This window comes from Geobacillus thermoleovorans, from assembly GCF_001610955.1.
Taxonomy (GTDB): Bacteria; Bacillota; Bacilli; order Bacillales; family Anoxybacillaceae; genus Geobacillus; species Geobacillus thermoleovorans.
Genome location: NZ_CP014335.1, coordinates 1,287,128 through 1,303,412, shown reverse-complemented (window position 1 = coordinate 1,303,412; position 16,285 = coordinate 1,287,128). Strand labels below are relative to the sequence as shown.

The window sequence follows — 16,285 nt, the reverse complement described above, 5'->3', positions numbered from 1 at the left end:
CGATAACAAAGCACACCCCACCACATCACTCGGCTTCATCTTCTCCTCGACGCGATACGTTCCATACGTACCATCCACCTTCACCAGCTTTATTTCGCGAGGCGGTTCATCTTCATATGTGATGTCATCCTCCCTTTGTTTCTCGAAACTGTATGAAGCAATATCGTTCGATACAACTGTATGCGCTGTATACATTTTAATGTTCTTTTCCTCAAGCATTGAACTCAAAGTGAGTGCCACTCTACATTCCCTGCCTCAATAATGATGATGTTCACCCCATCGGTTACTATTTTAACTTTTTCAAGCGATGGAGTTTCGGAAATAAGCACCGCTTCCAATATTTCATCAGCATCAAAGTCTTTAACGCAATCTGTTTCAAAATATGTTACATCTTCAAAAACAATGAATCCCTCAATCATTTCAGGATCTTTAGTTTCGTCATAATCAAATTGCTGCCATTTACATAACTCAGTTTCAATAGATACTCTTTTTGTAGTGGAATCATATTCCACATTATTAATTAAACTCCCATGTAAATTATATCTTTTAAGAAAATCAGATATTCTCATCATTTCTTCCCCCTATTAATCACAATATGCGAAGCTTTTGATCCCTTTGCCACCGGGTTACCATTTATGTCCAAATACATATCATTTTGGATCTTCGCCAAAAGTGGTACTTGACTGTTTCTAGAATAGAAGGGAATGAAGCAAAAAGGATTCCGCCAAGTTGATCTGGCAATGGAGGAACTGCATCATGCCAAATAGCCGTGCAAAATTCGTGCAAAATTTTTTCAAATTCTATCGTATTTTTTCGGATTCCAAAAAAATAGAAAATGACTGCAAACGCAGTCGTATCAAGGGGTTTAAGAATTTTAATCCGAACTAGTCGGATCGTTGGAACGGCCCCGAGAGGATTCGAACCTCCGACGCACGGTTTAGGAAACCGACGCTCTATCCACTGAGCTACGGGGCCATGATAAGAATGTACACCTAAGCGCTGGGACGGCTAGGGGAGAGACTCCATCCCCTCGAGACGTCGAGAATTCCGATTGTTTGATCCGTTCCTGGTTTTTTGAGGAAAAACATCGAAACGAGACCGCTCCTTGCCTTTGGCGCTGTGCAACCGATCAAACGCGCGGCCAGTTTGAGAATATGTTCATTGTTTGGTTGCCAGTGAACTGGGGGCAGGCTCTAGTCATGTTTGTTGATGCATACCGTTTATGGCGTGTCAGACGGGTATATTATAACTGATTTTTTGCTGTTTTAAAAGGTTAAATGGACAAGGAAAAGTTTTGCAAGGGCATAGAATGGCAAAGGATGCTTATGCTACACTAAGGGTAAGGGGATTGGCAAGGGAAGCGGCCCATACACCGTTTTTCGTCGAATCGTCTAGAAAGGCCGACGAGGAATGAAAAAGGCGGCTCATCCCCATTATTTTTTTCAATTAGGGAAGCCTTGTCAGATCTGTCCCCCTTTCTGATGAACTGCCACCGGTTCAAGCAAAAAACAAATTTTTCACCAGCTCTCTAGGAGGTTGGTGATTTACTTGCGCAACCGCTTCTGGAAATCGGTTCTCAAGTAGAAAAAACTTGTTGCATCAGCCTCTATGTTCGCGCGTTCAATCATCGATCAAGTCAAACAGTGGTTTTTCACCAACCTTCTAGAGGCGGCATCAGGCCGCAAAGTGTTGATCCGTCAATATGACTCAAGGGAGGAATGGAACGATGAACCCCCCTGCCCTGTTTCTCGCCCACGGTTCGCCGATGTTGGCGATCGAAGACAATGCGTATACGGCGTTTTTGAAAAAGCTTGGGGAAGGAATTCGCCCGCAGGCGGTCGTCATCTTTACAGCGCATTGGATGACGCGCCAACCGACGGTTTCGGCGGTTGAGGGGACGTATGACATGATTTATGATTTTTCCGGGTTTCCGCGCGAGCTGTATGAAGTGGTTTATCCGGCGCGCGGGTCGGTCGAGTGGGCGGAGCGCGTGCGCGAGCGTCTCGCTGGTGTGGCGGAAGTGGCCGTTGATTCCACGCGCGGGCTGGATCACGGTTCTTGGGTGTTGTTGCACCGCCTATTTCCCAACGCTGACATCCCGATTGTGCAAGCGTCGGTCGTGCCGTGGTGGACGCCGAAGCAATTGTTCCAGCTTGGTGAGGCGCTGCGTCCATTGCGTGACGAAGGATTGATGGTCATCGGCAGCGGCGGGACGGTGCACAATTTGATGGCGCTCCGTTGGGAAGGGCATGCGGAGGCAGAAAGCTGGGCGGCCGCTTTTGATGACTGGCTGTTGCGCGAGTCAGCCGCCCGCAGTGAGGATGTATTCCATTATGAAGAAAAAGCACCTTACGCCAAGCAGGCCGTACCGACCCCCGAACACCTCGCGCCGTATTGGATCGCTTACGGCGCAGGCGATCGCGACCAAGCGCCGCGCGTGTTGTTCCGAGAATATCAATATGGAAGCTTAAGCCTCATGGCTGTGTCTTTTTAAAAGGCCCGCCTCCGACGCCACCGCGTGGGGACGGGCCGTTTCTTTGAGACAAAGCAGCGTTCTCATTTGCCACAGCACTTTTTATACTTTTTCCCGCTGCCGCACGGACATGGGTCGTTGCGGCCGATTTTTTGCTCTTTTCGGCGGTATGGGATGTTGGTCGGCCGCGGAGGTGTTTGCAGCACGGCTTGAAAATGGCGATACCGCTGCTCGGCAATGGCTTTCCACGTTTCCAGCTTCGGGTGATCGATCTCTAGAATCGTATAATAGGCGTACGCGTTCTGTTCGACATCAATCATCCAAGAACGCCCTCGTTTTTCCGCTCTTTTTACATACTGCTCTACTTCTGGGAGCGCCTCTTTATCCAGCTGATGGCAAAGCGCCTCAAAGCAAAATGCTTGGAGGTCATCATCGCGCTGTTTGGAAAAGACTTCTCGCAATACACGCACGGCCTGTTTAGATTTGATGTTGGCGAGCACATGAATAGCGGACAGCGCCGTGTCTTCCTGAAACGCATATGGGCGCACCGCTTCGATCGTTTCTTCACGTTGGAACATCGATAAGGTGGAAACGGCTTGATCAACAAGCACATCACCGTCTTGTTGTTCCAACAGTCGGGCGAGGCGGGGAATATATTCAGCGGCGCCGACGAGCGAGACCGCATACACCGCCAAAATGCCGTCATACGAAAACCAAGGCTGTTGCTCGTTTTTCATCCATGTCAGACCGATATCTTCCTTCGTCATCCATCCGCGTTCAACGAGAATGCGCACGGCTTGCTTGGCTACTAAAAACCAATCGTGATTGTGAAACTCTTCCTCGTGCAAATGCGAAAGCACTGAAAAATAGTGTTCCCATACGTCATCTTCCGTTCCTTCTAAAGCAAGGCGGACAGCTCGCTGCCAAGACCGCGGGAAGTGAGGGAGCAGCTGTTCTCCGTATTTTTCGAGCTGGGCGGCTGGAAACGGGAAAAACCAACGGATGTACTTCGCTGCATCTTTCATGCTCAACAACTGCTCAAGCGCTCGGTCGGTCAACGGCTGTTTGGAGATGCCGTGCAAAATCATCCTCCGTGTTTCTTCGTTGTCCGCCGTTACAGCCTCATCCACCAAACGCTCCACAAGCGCGGCTGGAATATCCGGATACTCTTCGATTGCGTCAAACGCAAACTGGCGGAGGACAGGATGGTCGCTAAACAAATGCGGCTCGATTGTTTGAATAAAGGACATGATCACACCTTCTTTTTTCTGAAATTTCACCCCCGTCGCTGACAGAATATCGACATTCAACCTCCTCGCGACGGGCTTGCGGGTTCTTCCTTCATACATGGAACACAAGCAGCGGCCGATGCGATGGAAATGGGCAGCCAAAGGAGCTCTTGGTCATTTCAAACATCACAGCATCTCCTCCTCTATCATAGACAAAATCCGCTTGATTTGAAACCGTTTTTCCTTCTCGCAAACTCGCTTGTTTGATATGCTAGAAGTGGAAGGAGGTGAAGAGGGTGGAAAAAAAACGATATTGGCGCAAATTTTGCAAGTGCTTGATTTGTACGCGGCGGATATGCGCAAGCAGTTCGAAGCGCTCCATGAGAAATTCGACTCGCTTCAACGCCAAGTTCAAGCGTTGAATGAAAAAACGGATGAAATGGACAAGCGCATCGAGGAGATGGATGGACGGTTTGAGCGGCAGATTGCCCAGTTGGAGCGCACCGTGAACGAACGGTTCGAACGGCTCGAAGCGAAACTCGGCCACATCCGCGTGGAACTAGTTGAAACACAAGAAACGGTCGACTTCCACTCCGTCAAAATCGCCCAGCATGATCGAAAAATCCGCCATTTGCTTCACGCTCGATAAATCCTCCACCGCCATCATGCCCCCGTCCTTCCATCAAGGCGGGGGCGTTCGCATCAAGAAAGCTCTCGGGCAAGGTCGGCCGCCAAGGCGGCGTTGTTTTTCACTAAGGCGATGTTTGCTTGCAAGCTTTTGCCTCCGGTTAACGTTTTCACACGGTCAAGCAAAAACGGGGTGACCGATTTTCCGGTGATGTGCTGCTTTTCTGCTTCCTTGAGCGCTTGTTCGATGATAGCGTTGATATACGACTCCTCGAGCTCATCTTCTTTTGGGACAGGATTGGTGATCACAACACCGCCGTTTAACCCAAGCTTCCATTTCGTTTCGAGGAACTGGGCGATCTCTTTGGCGCTGTCTAAGCGATAACCGACGCGAAACGGGCTTGTCCGCGAATAGAACGCCGGCAGGACGTCCGTCTGATAGCCGATGACCGGAACGCCGTGCGTCTCGAGGTATTCAAGCGTCAACCCTAAATCCAAAATCGATTTCGCCCCGGCGCAGACGACCGCGACGTTTGTCCGCGCCAACTCTTGCAAATCAGCCGAGATGTCCATCGTCCGCTCGGCGCCGCGGTGCACGCCGCCGATGCCGCCGGTCGCAAATACGCGGATGCCCGCCATCTCAGCGCAAATCATCGTCCCCGCCACGGTCGTCGCCCCGTGTTTCTTCATAGCGACGACATACGGCAAGTCGCGGCGGCTCACTTTTTCTACATCGCGGCTTGTCCCTAACAATTCAAGTTCGTCATCCGTTAACCCGATTTTAATCTTTCCATCGATGATCGCGATCGTCGCCGGCACGGCGCCGCGGTCGCGGATGATCCGCTCGACGTCTTTCGCCGTCTGCACGTTTTCCGGATACGGCATGCCATGCGAGATGATCGTTGATTCTAAGGCGACAATCGGCTTTTTTTCGGCCTTCGCTTGAGCGACTTCTTCGGAAAAGACGAGAAAATCATTCATCACTTCGTTCCCCCTTCGCGAAAATACCGCGCATAGGCGGCTTGCAACAGGTGTTCATTCAAAGCGGGATGCACCGTTTCGGCCGTTTGCAGCGTAAGCGCCGCGCTGCTCATCCCAAAGCGGCAGGCGTCTTCCACCGTATGTCCGCCTAAGACGCCGTACAAAAATCCAGCCGCAAAGGCGTCGCCCGCTCCGGTGGCGTCGGTGACCTCAACCTTCGGCGCCGCAATCGCTCCTGTTTCCCCTTGCTTGGTGGCGTACGCGACGCCGTTTGCGCCGCGCGTGACGACAACGTTCTTGGCACCGGCTTGAAGGATCGGTTTCATTATGTCGTCCGTATGCCCGTTGCGTCCCACAAATTCCTTAGCCTCCGCTTCATTCGTGACAAACCACGTCACACCAGACAAATCGCTGGGCAACCGCTTCACTTTGGGCACGGACACAGTCACGACGCAAAGCGGAAGGCGGTCTTGGCGGCACTGCTCGATCACCCATGAGATGACATCAGGCGGAAAATTCGTATCGAGCACGACAGTGGAAATCGGACCGAATTTCAACCATCGCTGCTTCATCCACTCGTTTCCCACTGTATCTTGAACGCTCTCCCATTTACACCTTCTGTTTTGTTAAGGCAAGAGGAAGAGCGATGACAAATACCGATTCATCCCCCACTTACGCTCACACGTGGAAGTGGGGGTCTTCTCGGTTCAGGATGATAAATGGCCATACCCGCCAAGGCGAGAACCATCTCGCCGCGTTCATCGAGCACCGCTGTATACGTCCCGGTGTTCGCTTTTGGCGTTCGCACGATGAAGCTCGTATTGACATATCGGCTCGTCACGTCAATGAGCCACTGTCCATCGTGATCATCGCCAACGGCGCTGACGAGCGAAACAGGTTGAGCAAGCCGCCCTAAGTTTTCCGCCACGTTTCTCGCCACCCCGCCCGCGGTTTGCGTCGTGGTGACGGGATGGGACGTGCCAAGCTGAAACGGCACAAGCAACCGCGCTTTCCGATCGACATTCGCCCCGCCGATGCAGACGATCGAGGCCGCTTTCCCCATGCCTTTCCCCCTCTCTTCCAATGATCGCAGCCGCGCGATCCCGCCTCTTTCCAAACGGAGAAAACGATTTCAAAAAAGCGGACAGCTGCACGCTTCGAAGCCTCACCACCCATTGTACCACATACCGCCTGGCAAGAACGGCATAAAGAAGGCACCCCGTCAAAACGACGGGATGCCAACTTTCGGACACTTAGTTTTTGTACGCGCAATACGGACGCAGTTTGACGCCGATCAGGCTGCCGAGGAAAGCAAAGACAAACCACGCCCAGCCGTGGGCGCTGAATGACGCAATGCCGCCGAAATACGCGCCGATATTGCAGCCGAACGCCAGCCGGGCGCCGTATCCCATCATCAGGCCGCCGATCAGCGCACCGATCGTCATGCGCGTCGGACGCTTCCACTGAATCGGTTTTGTATAGCGGCCCGCAAGCGCTGCCGCCAATAAGGCGCCGACCATCAAGCTGATGTCCATCACGGTCGTTGTATCGTAGTAGAGTGGATTCGCGAGCGCCTGCCGTTTCGCTTCATCTTGCCAGTACGCCCAAGCAGTCGGATCGACGCCAAACAGCTGCACGAACTTCGCCCCCCAAAGGGCGAAGGCGGACGTAATGCCCCACGGCTTACCGCTAATCATCAGCACAAGCGCGTTCGTTACAGCCAAGAGCAACGCCCCGACCAGAAGCGACCATGGCCCTTTGTAAATCGCTTTCCAGCCATGACGGTTCTCAAGCGATGTAGCAACGAGTTGGCCATAGCGCCGTTTTTCCGCCACGGTCACCACATAGTAGACCGCTGCCAACAAAACCAACTGAAGCAAAAACCCTCCCAAGGCGCCGAACTCGCCAATGAACGAGAACGGCTTCCATTGCGGCATCTTCGCCCACACGTCAAAGTGGGTCGTCGCAATGACTGAGCCAGCGATGAACCCGATGAGCGTCACGATGCCGTTCGCATCGCCTCCGCCGATATGGTACAACGTCCCGGACGCGCAGCCGTCGCCAAGCTGCATGCCGATGCCAAACAGGAAGGCGCCGACGATGACTGATACCCCCACGCCAAATACATACCCTGACACCGGGTGCCCGAGCGCCGAACCTTTCACGAGCAACGGCAAAAACAACGCGCTGGCCACAGCCATCATGATCATCTGTGCCCGAATGCCTTCCCCTTGGCGGTACAAAATGAATTTCCGCCAGGCCGAAGTAAAACCGAAATGGGCCTGATAAAGCACAAAACCGCCGAACGCTCCCAACAAATATAACAGCGCTTGTTGCCAGGACACACGGCTGTATAAGAACAATGCTCCACCGATTAACACGAAGCAGGAGACTGCAATGATCCATGCCGTCGGATTTTTCGGGGCGTTCGCCGCCTGTTTCGCGCGAACGTCTTGTTGCGCAGTCATTTCCATGGTGCATATCCCCCTTTTCTTTCCCCATTGTTAATATACTCTATAATAATATAAAACAGATTGATTTTCTATGATTTAGATATAAAAATTTCACGTATGAACTTATGGTATAATGTAGAGGATCACATTTCGAGAAAGGAGATTCACATGTGGAACGAATTTAAAAAATTCGCCATCCGCGGCAATGTCATCGATTTAGCCGTTGGGGTGATCATCGGCGGGGCGTTTGGCAAAATCGTTTCCTCGCTCGTCAATGACATCATCATGCCGCTTGTCGGGCTGATTCTAGGCGGCATCAATTTCAGCGATTTGTCTTGGAAAGTCGGCAAAGCGGAAGTGAAATATGGGGCGTTTATCCAAACAGTCGTCGATTTTTTGATCATCGCGTTTTCGATTTTCCTGTTTGTGAAATTGATCAACACGCTGTATGAACGGGTGAAAAAGCAGGAAGAGGTGAAGGAAACCGCGCCGACGCTGACGAAAGAGGAGGAGCTATTGACAGAAATTCGCGATTTGTTAAAGCAGCAACGGGAAACGACGTGAAAGCCTGTCTGGAAGATGGACAGGCTTTCATGGCGCTGAAACTTCTCAGTCGGGTTGATGGAATGGCGGCGAACCTGAAAATCGCAGCCGCCCCATCGATGTCCGTTTTCATCGAAGCGCCGCACTCCCGTCAAAGCAGCCAATATGCAAGCGGCGCGGTGAGGATGAGCGTCAATACAGTCCGCTCGAACCAAATGACAAGAAGCCGCGGCAAGCTGAGCGGGATTTCCGTAGACAAAATGCATGGAATGACAGCGGAAAAGAATAGGATCGCTGATACGGATACAACAGCAATAATGAATTTCGTGACAAGCGGTGCTTCGGTGACAAGCAAGGCCGGCAAAAACATTTCTGCGATTTCGATGGCCGAAGCTTTCGCGGCCAACAGCGGTTCAGGGATTTGCAACAGAAGGGTGAATGGATAGAACAGGTAACCCAACCAGTCAAACACCGGCGTATATTCAGCGAGCAACAGCCCGATCAGTCCGACTGACATAATGGACGGCAAAATGCCCATCGTCATGATGAAGCCATCTCGCAAGTTCTCCCATATGTTTGTCCCAATCCCTTTTGACTGCTCTACCGCCCTCATCGCTTCAGCCCAAGCTTGTTTCATATAGTTGCCCGTTACTTTTTGCTCGGGATCCCCCTTGCCGTCGTAGTATTCATCGCTCATGCGGCTTAGCGGCCAAATCCGAGCGGTGAACGCTGTAACGGCAAACGTGACAAGAAATGTCACCCAAAAATACGTATTCCAGATTGGCATGAGCCCCAATGTTTTCGCCACAACGACCATAAATGTCACGGATACAGTGGAAAAGCCGGTGGCGATGATCGCCGCTTCTTTCACGGTATATTTGCCTTCTTTGAACACTTTATTAGTGATCAATAACCCAATGGAGTAGCTGCCGACAAAGGAAGCGACGGCGTCAATCGCCGAGCGGCCCGGCGTTTTCCAAATCGGCCGCATGACGGGTTGCATCCACACACCGACAAATTCAAGCAGCCCGTAACCAACAAGAAGAGCGAGAAAAACCGAGCCAATCGGCACAAGGAGACCGACGGAAATGACGAGTTTGTCATACAAAAACGGCCCCATATTCGGTTGAAACAGCCACGACGGACCGATGTGAAACACAAGCATGACCGCCGTGATCAGTCCTAGAACTTTCAACAGTGAAAAAACGGTTGTCACAGCATCTTTGTTCCACGTTTTTTTGTAAAACGGATAAACGGCACCGAGAGCGATCACGATAAGAGCATAATAAGGAACAAGTGCCGAAAACTGGGTGCGGATCCATGTCACAATATGATCGAGCAAAATCGATGATGTGCCGCCAATTGACACCGGAACGAAAAACACGAAAATCCCGATGGCGCTAAAGACGAAAAACTTCCATGCCCCGCTTGCCGGCGTTGGTGTCGGCACGGATGGCGCCATGTTTGTATCCGTTTTCATTTTCCTCCACCCCCATTTGTTCTTCTACAGGCTAAAGACGACAGCACGGCCGGAAGCATAACCGCTCCCGGTCGCTAGACACCTCGACGGAAGACCATTCCCCCTTCAGATGTACACCTTGCCGTCGTTCACCACCACCTTTCCACCTTTGATCACCGTCACCGCATGGTTGACGCCGTAATAGTACATGATTTGCATATAATTCGGGACATTGAAAATGACCAAATCCGCCTTCTTCCCCGGCTCGAGGCTGCCGACGAGATGCGCGCGGCCGATGGCGTGGGCGGCATTGATCGTGGCGGCGGCCATCGCTTCAGCGGGAGTCATGCCCATATGCAGGCAGGCAAGGCTCATGACAAGCGGCAGCGAGACGGTCGGCGACGAACCGGGGTTGCAGTCGGTCGCCAAAGCGACGGGAACGCCGGCGTCGATCAAACGGCGGGCATCAGCGGCTTTTGTCATTAAGAAAAATGCCGTGCCCGGCAAGAGAACGCCGATCACGCCGCGCTCCGCCATGCGCCGAAGCCCTTCGTCCGACGCACGAAGCAGGTGGTCGGCGGATATCGCGCCGACTTCGGCTGCCAGTTCCGCCCCGCCATACGGCTCGATTTCATCGGCGTGGATTTTCGGCGTCAAGCCGTGCTCTTTGCCTGCTTCGAGGATGAGGCGCGCCTGGTCGGGGGTAAAGACGCCGCGCTCGCAAAAGACGTCGTTGAACTCGGCGAGCCCCCGCCGGCTCACTTCGGGAATCATCTCGTCGATGACAAGGCGGACGTATTCATCCGGATCGTGCTTCCACTCCGGCGGAACGGCATGAGCGCCAAGAAACGTGGAGACGATATCGACCGGGTGGGTGTCATCGAGACGCTTGGCGACTTCAAGCTGCTTGATTTCGTGCTCAAGGCTTAAACCATAGCCGCTTTTTGCTTCGACGGTCGTGACCCCATGAAGCAAAAACTGATCGAGCCGCCGCTTGCTTTCTTCATACAACATCTCTTCCGACGCCTCGCGCGTCGCTTTTGTCGTCGCATGAATGCCGCCGCCTGCGTTCATGATTTCCATGTACGTCGCCCCGCCGAGCCGCATCGTCCATTCGTGTTCGCGGCTGCCGGCGTAAACGAGATGAGTATGAGGATCGACAAGCCCAGGCGTCACCGTTTTGCCCTTAGCGTCAATGACTTCCGCTTCGGCGAGCCGATCGGCAAATTGGCGGGCCAGTTCATCGTCCGCCCCAACCGCCACGATCGTGCCATGTTCGATCCAGACGCTGCCGTTTTCGATGATGTGAAGATCGCTCATCTTCTCCTTGACAAGCGGAGCCGCGGAGCTTCCCGCCAGCGTGACGAGCTGGCGGGCGCGGCGGACAAAAAGCGGGCGCATATGGATCCCCCTTTCTACTTCAGCATCGGCATATCGATGCCTTTTTCTTTCGCTGTCCGAATGGCGAGCTCATACCCAGCGTCGGCGTGGCGGACCACACCAAGCCCCGGGTCGGTCGTCAACACGCGCTCCAGCCGTTTTTCCGCCTCTTTCGTGCCGTCGGCGACAATGACCATGCCGGCGTGAATGGAGTAGCCCATGCCGACGCCGCCGCCGTGGTGAACCGACACCCAGCTTGCGCCGCCGACCGCATTCAACAGCGCGTTTAAAATCGGCCAGTCGGCGATGGCGTCGCTTCCGTCTTTCATTCCTTCCGTCTCCCGGTTCGGCGAAGCAACGGAGCCCGAATCCAAATGATCGCGACCGATGACGATCGGCGCTTTCAGCTCGCCTTTGGCCACCATGTCGTTGATGATTTTCCCGAACTTCGCCCGCTCGCCGTAGCCGAGCCAACAAATGCGCGCCGGCAGCCCTTGGAACTTAATGCGTTTTTGCGCCATGCGAATCCAATGGCAAAGACGCTCATTGTCGCTGAATTCACGCAAAATGACTTCATCGGTTTTATAAATGTCTTCCGGGTCGCCGGATAATGCCACCCAGCGGAACGGCCCTTTTCCTTCGCAAAAGAGCGGACGGATGTAGGCCGGCACAAAACCCGGGAAGGAAAAGGCGTCGTCCACCCCTTCGTCTTTTGCCACTTGGCGGATGTTGTTGCCGTAATCAAACGTCACCGCCCCTTGCTTTTGCATCGCCAGCATCGCTCGAACATGCGCGGCGATCGACTGTTTTGCACGGGCGATGTACTGCTTCGGATCGCGCGCCCTGAGTTCGGCGGCCTCATCAAGCGTAAGGCCAGCCGGGATGTAGCCGTTTAACGGATCGTGGGCGGACGTTTGATCGGTCAAGACGTCCGGAACAAAGCCCATTTCGACGAGACGCGGCAACACTTCAGCCGCATTGCCGACAAGGCCGATCGACAGCGCTTTTTTCTCTTCCTTCGCTTGTTTCGCCATCTCGAGCGCCGCGTCTAGGCTGTCGGTCATCGTATCCAAGTAATTCGTGTCAATGCGGCGCTGGATGCGGGCCGGATCGACTTCGATGGCGAGGCAGACGCCGCCGTTCATCGTCACGGCGAGCGGCTGCGCCCCGCCCATGCCGCCAAGGCCGGCGGTTAGCGTGATCGTCCCGGCCAGCGTGCCGCCAAAGTGCTGGCGCGCCACTTCGGCAAACGTTTCATACGTCCCTTGGACGATCCCTTGGCTGCCGATGTAAATCCAGCTCCCGGCCGTCATTTGTCCGTACATGATCAACCCTTTTTTGTCAAGTTCGTGGAAATGGTCCCACGTCGCCCATGCGGGCACGAGGTTGGAGTTGGCGATCAGCACGCGAGGGGCGTCCGGATGCGTGCGAAACACCGCCACCGGCTTGCCGGATTGAATGAGCAACGTTTCATCGTTTTCTAAACGAAGAAGGGTGTCCACAATCGCCTCGTAACATTCCCAGTTGCGCGCCGCCTTGCCGATGCCGCCGTAGACGATCAACTCATCCGGCCGCTCGGCGACATCGGGATGCAAATTGTTGTTTAACATACGCAACGCCGCTTCTTGAATCCATCCTTTCACCCGCCGCTCTGTTCCCGCAAACGGGCGTACGGTCCGTTTTTCTGCCATCGTCATCCTCTCCTTTTTCCTCTTTGCTTTTTATTGTAAGGAAGCCAAGAGGATGGAGATAGATTCTCGTCTTTTCAAGATGATCCATTTTTTTTGAAATTTCTTTTTTCTTTTCGCTTCATCTATCCATTTCTTTTGATATATGTTCATTTCTTTTGAAAAAACCGCCTACCGCGGTGATGACGGTTTCAGCCGTTGTTCATCGCGGTAGGCGGTCGGCGTCTGGTTCAGTTCGGCTTTAAAGACGCGCATCAAATAATGGGCGGTGCGAAACCCGGTTTGTTCGGCGATTTCTTTAATCGACAAATCCGTCTGCCGAAGCAGCCGTTTCGCTTCCTCAAGCCGCCGGTTGGTCAGCCACTGGCGAAACGTCACGCCGCGCTTTTTCGACAACAAATGGCTGAAATACGCGGGGCTGCGCCCGGCGGCGGCCGCGACCCGCTCAAGCGTGAGCGACGGATCGCGAAAATGCGCCTCCATATAGCGGAGGCCGCGCTCCACGGCGTCGACGCGCGCGTCTTCCTCGGCCTGCTTGGCCTCATGGAACAATCGATATAAAAATAAAATCAATTCTTGAACGATGCGATACAAGACGGGATTGTACAAAATGTCTTGAAAAATGCGCATATACTCCCGCTCGGTTCCGCCGCGGTCAAGGCCGTATGTTTTCATAAACCGGCGGATTTGCGCCAAGATGCTCGTCAGCCGCGTCCGCACCATCTCCGGGCTCGGAAACGGCGGCTTCCAATGGGAGAATTCGCGCCGCAGCCATCGCTTCACCCCTTCATGGTCGAACCGCTCGAGCATCTCGATCCATTGCCGCTGCTCCTCCGGCGTCAAAAAGGGATCGAGCTCACGCCACTGTTCGTATTCCGAAGCGGGAGCGATCACTTGGCGATAGCCAATGAAAAACGTCGTCTCCAGCAACCGGCGGGCCGCTTGGTATTGCCCGCGCACCGTTTTCCGACCATCAGGCGGCATCACGACAACCGCGAGCGGCTCATGATGCTCCTCTTCCCAATCGCGCAACAGCTTCCACGCCTCTTCTTTCCCGTCGCCCGGCAAATCGGGAAGCAGGCAAACCGCCATATGGGTGAGCGGCAATACGCGCGCCCGTCCGCGAAACGGATAGCTCGTTAAAAAGCGGATCACTTCTCGAGACAAGGCAGGCTGTTCCGCCTGCACAAGCCATACATGGGTGGAAGCTGCGGCGGGGTCATCGTAAAATAATGCGCGGTAGTCGTCATGGCCGTCAAAACCCGCTGTCAGGCTCGAGCGGCTGTTGGAGGAAAGCGAAACCGCCGTCCTCAACGCTTGTTTCAGCTTGGCGGGCTCAAGCGGCTTCACAAGCAAATCGACGCATTGCCAGTCGATGGCTTGTTTCGCCCGCGCAAACGTCGCCTCGGCCGTTGCGGCAATCACGCGTTGGCAAAACAAGCGGACGTGGGATGTCGCCTTCGACCATCGTTCATACGGAATCATATCCAGTTCGACGTACAATAGCTCCGGCGCCTCCCGCTCAAGAAACGCCATCATCTCCTCGACCGTAGCCGCCGTATATACTTGCTCAATCGGCAAGGAATACGCGGAAACGAGCCAGCGGATCGCTTCTCGTTCCTTGTCGTCCCGTTCGGCAATGACCAATTTCACGTTCTCACCGCCTTGGCTGCAAGCGTCGAAAATGAAGGAGCGCTTCCATGCAAAAGGCGGCGGCCAACGCCACCGTTTTTCCGCCTTCATCCCAGAGTGGATTGACTTCGCAAAGATCGACGCTGATCGTTTTCGGATGAGAAACGATTCGGCGGACGAGAGCGCGCACTAGCGACGGAGCAAGTCCAAACGGCGACGGCGCGCTCACCCCCGGCGCGGCAGCCGCGCTGATGGCGTCCATGCAAATGGTCAACATCACGGCATCGTGATGAGCGGCAAATTCCTCGATTTGTTCATAGGCGGCCTCGATCGGCCCTGCGGTCAGCTCGTCTTCAAGCATGTACCGGCAGCCGTACGTCTCGGCCGCCGCAAACAGCGCCGCCGTGTTGCCAAGCCGCTGAATGCCGAGGCAGAAGTAACGGACCCGTTCGTCTTGATCCAATATTTGCCGGAACATCGTCCCGGACGTCGGCCCGTCATCGTACGGGCGCAAGTCGAAATGGGCGTCAATGTTGAGGATGCCAAGGCGGGCTTCGGGCCCGAGCGCTTCGCGAACGCCCAAGTAATGGCCGTACGCCGTCTCATGGCCGCCGCCGATCACGATAGACGCCATCCCGTTTTTCAGCAGGCGGGCGACCGCCTTCCCAAGTTCAGTCTGGCTTTGTTCGAGCCGTTCATCGACGCAAACGACATCGCCTGCGTCATAGACAACGACCCCTTCCGGAAGATGCCAAGGCAGCCGGGCCAGCGCCGCTTTGACGGCGGCCGGCGCCTCTTTCGCCCCTTGGCGGCCTTGGTTGCGGCGCACTCCTTCGTCGCACGCAAACCCGATGAATGCCGCCGCTCGTTCCACCGTCTCCAATGGCTGCGACAAATCGAGCAAGCGAATGCGCTGATGAAGACGAAACGCCTGCTCATCGCTCACGCTGTCAATCCGTCCCGTCCAACGGCCGGCGTCTGGCGGTTGATACATGAGACCATCTCCTTTCCATCATCAGCTGCTTGTTTCTTTCGCCACAGCTTTGCCGTTCTCCTCCTCATGCACGCGAAAAGAGGAAATCGCCGCCGTTTGGCGAATAAAAAAACATGATTGACAACAGAAAGGGTGTTCCACATGAAGCCAATGACCAACTTGCACGCTGTCATCGCCGGTCAAAGCGCGCCGCCCCCATGCGACGAAACGCTCGGCGTCCGCCTGACGGAAGCCCGAGACGGCTATGCGAAAGGCGTATGGACGATCAGCGAATCGCTGCTCAACGGCAACGGGGTGATTATGGGCGGGTTCGTCGGGGCGGCGGCGGACATTCTCATGGCGTATGCGGTGACGACCTTGCTTCGCGATGACCAAATGCACGCCTCCATCAACTTGCAGACGACGTTTCACCGCCCAGCGGCGGCTGGAGAAGCCGAAATCGAGGCGCGGGTGGAAAAGTTCGGGAAAACCGTCGCCTATGTAACCGCCATCGTGCGGCAAAACGGCAAAGAGGTGGCGAGCGCCACGTCGTCGGTGCTGATCATGGACAAACCGTGAAGGTGATGGATCTCCAAAAGGCGTTTTTGCGCATGCTCGTTCTCCTTGGATTCGACGAGTCCAAACAGCAGCTGCTGTTGTTGTTTTGAAACGCATGGAAAGCGATGATCAGAGGAATCCGAGAAAACCGGTGAAAAACGATGATGTTCGCCAAATCGGTGGTTTTGTTGAAAAAGGAGAACCAATTTCACAAGGTTTCCCCACTTGAGAAGAGGCGTTGTCGAGTTGCCTTTTTCATGACATCATCAGTCCTCAATGGCGAAACGAG

At 54.3% G+C, this 16,285-nt stretch carries 15 protein-coding genes and 1 tRNA gene; 4 read left to right on the top strand and 12 right to left on the bottom strand.

The window, feature by feature from the left end; translation table 11 throughout:
- Nucleotides 1-224: 224 nt before the first annotated feature.
- Both GT3570_RS19040 and GT3570_RS06580 read right to left on the bottom strand, forming a co-directional pair.
- Nucleotides 225-569, bottom strand: a complete 345-nt coding sequence (locus GT3570_RS19040; protein WP_230581431.1) for a hypothetical protein — start codon at nt 567-569, stop codon at nt 225-227.
- 333 nt (nt 570-902) lie between these two features.
- Nucleotides 903-975: transfer RNA gene (locus GT3570_RS06580), tRNA-Arg, on the bottom strand.
- Between the two features lie 751 nt (nt 976-1,726).
- Between GT3570_RS06580 and GT3570_RS06575 the strand changes: the two genes are divergently transcribed.
- Complete coding sequence (locus GT3570_RS06575) at nt 1,727-2,494, top strand: DODA-type extradiol aromatic ring-opening family dioxygenase (RefSeq protein ID WP_014195545.1); 768 nt, start codon at nt 1,727-1,729, stop codon at nt 2,492-2,494.
- Between the two features lie 62 nt (nt 2,495-2,556).
- Here the strand turns inward: GT3570_RS06575 and GT3570_RS06570 are convergent, their stop codons facing one another.
- A complete protein-coding gene (locus tag GT3570_RS06570; RefSeq protein ID WP_047757779.1) occupies nt 2,557-3,723 on the bottom strand; it encodes a HEAT repeat domain-containing protein in 1,167 nt (388 codons plus the stop codon).
- 334 nt (nt 3,724-4,057) lie between these two features.
- Between GT3570_RS06570 and GT3570_RS06565 the strand changes: the two genes are divergently transcribed.
- A complete protein-coding gene (locus GT3570_RS06565) occupies nt 4,058-4,351 on the top strand; it encodes a hypothetical protein (RefSeq protein ID WP_255781607.1) in 294 nt (97 codons plus the stop codon).
- Between the two features lie 53 nt (nt 4,352-4,404).
- Here the strand turns inward: GT3570_RS06565 and GT3570_RS06560 are convergent, their stop codons facing one another.
- The 4 genes from GT3570_RS06560 to GT3570_RS06545 form a co-directional block, all read right to left on the bottom strand.
- Complete coding sequence (locus tag GT3570_RS06560) at nt 4,405-5,310, bottom strand: pseudouridine-5'-phosphate glycosidase (RefSeq protein ID WP_020279732.1); 906 nt, start codon at nt 5,308-5,310, stop codon at nt 4,405-4,407.
- Nucleotides 5,310-5,882, bottom strand: a complete 573-nt coding sequence (locus GT3570_RS06555; protein WP_236687304.1) for a PfkB family carbohydrate kinase — start codon at nt 5,880-5,882, stop codon at nt 5,310-5,312. The genes GT3570_RS06560 and GT3570_RS06555 overlap by 1 nt, the downstream gene beginning before the upstream one ends.
- Nucleotides 5,883-5,971: 89 nt before the next feature.
- Nucleotides 5,972-6,373 carry a PfkB family carbohydrate kinase gene (locus GT3570_RS06550; protein WP_021321286.1) on the bottom strand — a complete coding sequence of 134 codons (402 nt, stop codon included), beginning with the start codon at nt 6,371-6,373 and terminating at the stop codon, nt 5,972-5,974.
- Nucleotides 6,374-6,563: 190 nt separating this feature from the next.
- On the bottom strand, nt 6,564-7,784 hold the full coding sequence (locus tag GT3570_RS06545; protein WP_011230868.1) for a YeeE/YedE family protein: 1,221 nt from the start codon (nt 7,782-7,784) through the stop codon (nt 6,564-6,566).
- A 147-nt stretch (nt 7,785-7,931) separates the two neighbouring features.
- On the opposite strand from GT3570_RS06545, the gene mscL reads away from it, so the two are divergent.
- Nucleotides 7,932-8,327 carry a large conductance mechanosensitive channel protein MscL gene (gene mscL, locus GT3570_RS06540; protein ID WP_011230867.1) on the top strand — a complete coding sequence of 132 codons (396 nt, stop codon included), beginning with the start codon at nt 7,932-7,934 and terminating at the stop codon, nt 8,325-8,327.
- Nucleotides 8,328-8,457: 130 nt separating this feature from the next.
- On the opposite strand, the gene GT3570_RS06535 is transcribed toward mscL, so the two are convergent.
- The 5 genes from GT3570_RS06535 to hutG all read right to left on the bottom strand — a co-directional run bounded on the left by GT3570_RS06535 (nt 8,458) and on the right by hutG (nt 15,459).
- Entirely contained in the window at nt 8,458-9,786 is a 1,329-nt protein-coding gene (locus GT3570_RS06535; protein WP_023634209.1) for a YjiH family protein, read from the bottom strand.
- 105 nt (nt 9,787-9,891) lie between these two features.
- Complete coding sequence (gene hutI, locus GT3570_RS06530; protein WP_062898549.1) at nt 9,892-11,166, bottom strand: imidazolonepropionase; 1,275 nt, start codon at nt 11,164-11,166, stop codon at nt 9,892-9,894.
- Between the two features lie 14 nt (nt 11,167-11,180).
- The gene (gene hutU, locus GT3570_RS06525) at nt 11,181-12,836 is read right to left on the bottom strand and encodes a urocanate hydratase (protein WP_208854679.1); all 1,656 of its coding nucleotides are present in this window, start codon (nt 12,834-12,836) and stop codon (nt 11,181-11,183) included.
- Nucleotides 12,837-13,004: 168 nt separating this feature from the next.
- Complete coding sequence (locus tag GT3570_RS06520; RefSeq protein WP_014195534.1) at nt 13,005-14,486, bottom strand: helix-turn-helix domain-containing protein; 1,482 nt, start codon at nt 14,484-14,486, stop codon at nt 13,005-13,007.
- Between the two features lie 4 nt (nt 14,487-14,490).
- Nucleotides 14,491-15,459, bottom strand: coding sequence for a formimidoylglutamase (gene hutG, locus GT3570_RS06515; RefSeq protein ID WP_014195533.1), 969 nt, complete (start codon nt 15,457-15,459; stop codon nt 14,491-14,493).
- Nucleotides 15,460-15,600: 141 nt separating this feature from the next.
- Here hutG and GT3570_RS06510 point away from each other — a divergent pair, with 141 nt between their 5' ends.
- On the top strand, nt 15,601-16,017 hold the full coding sequence (locus tag GT3570_RS06510; RefSeq protein ID WP_014195531.1) for a PaaI family thioesterase: 417 nt from the start codon (nt 15,601-15,603) through the stop codon (nt 16,015-16,017).
- Nucleotides 16,018-16,285: the final 268 nt, after the last annotated feature.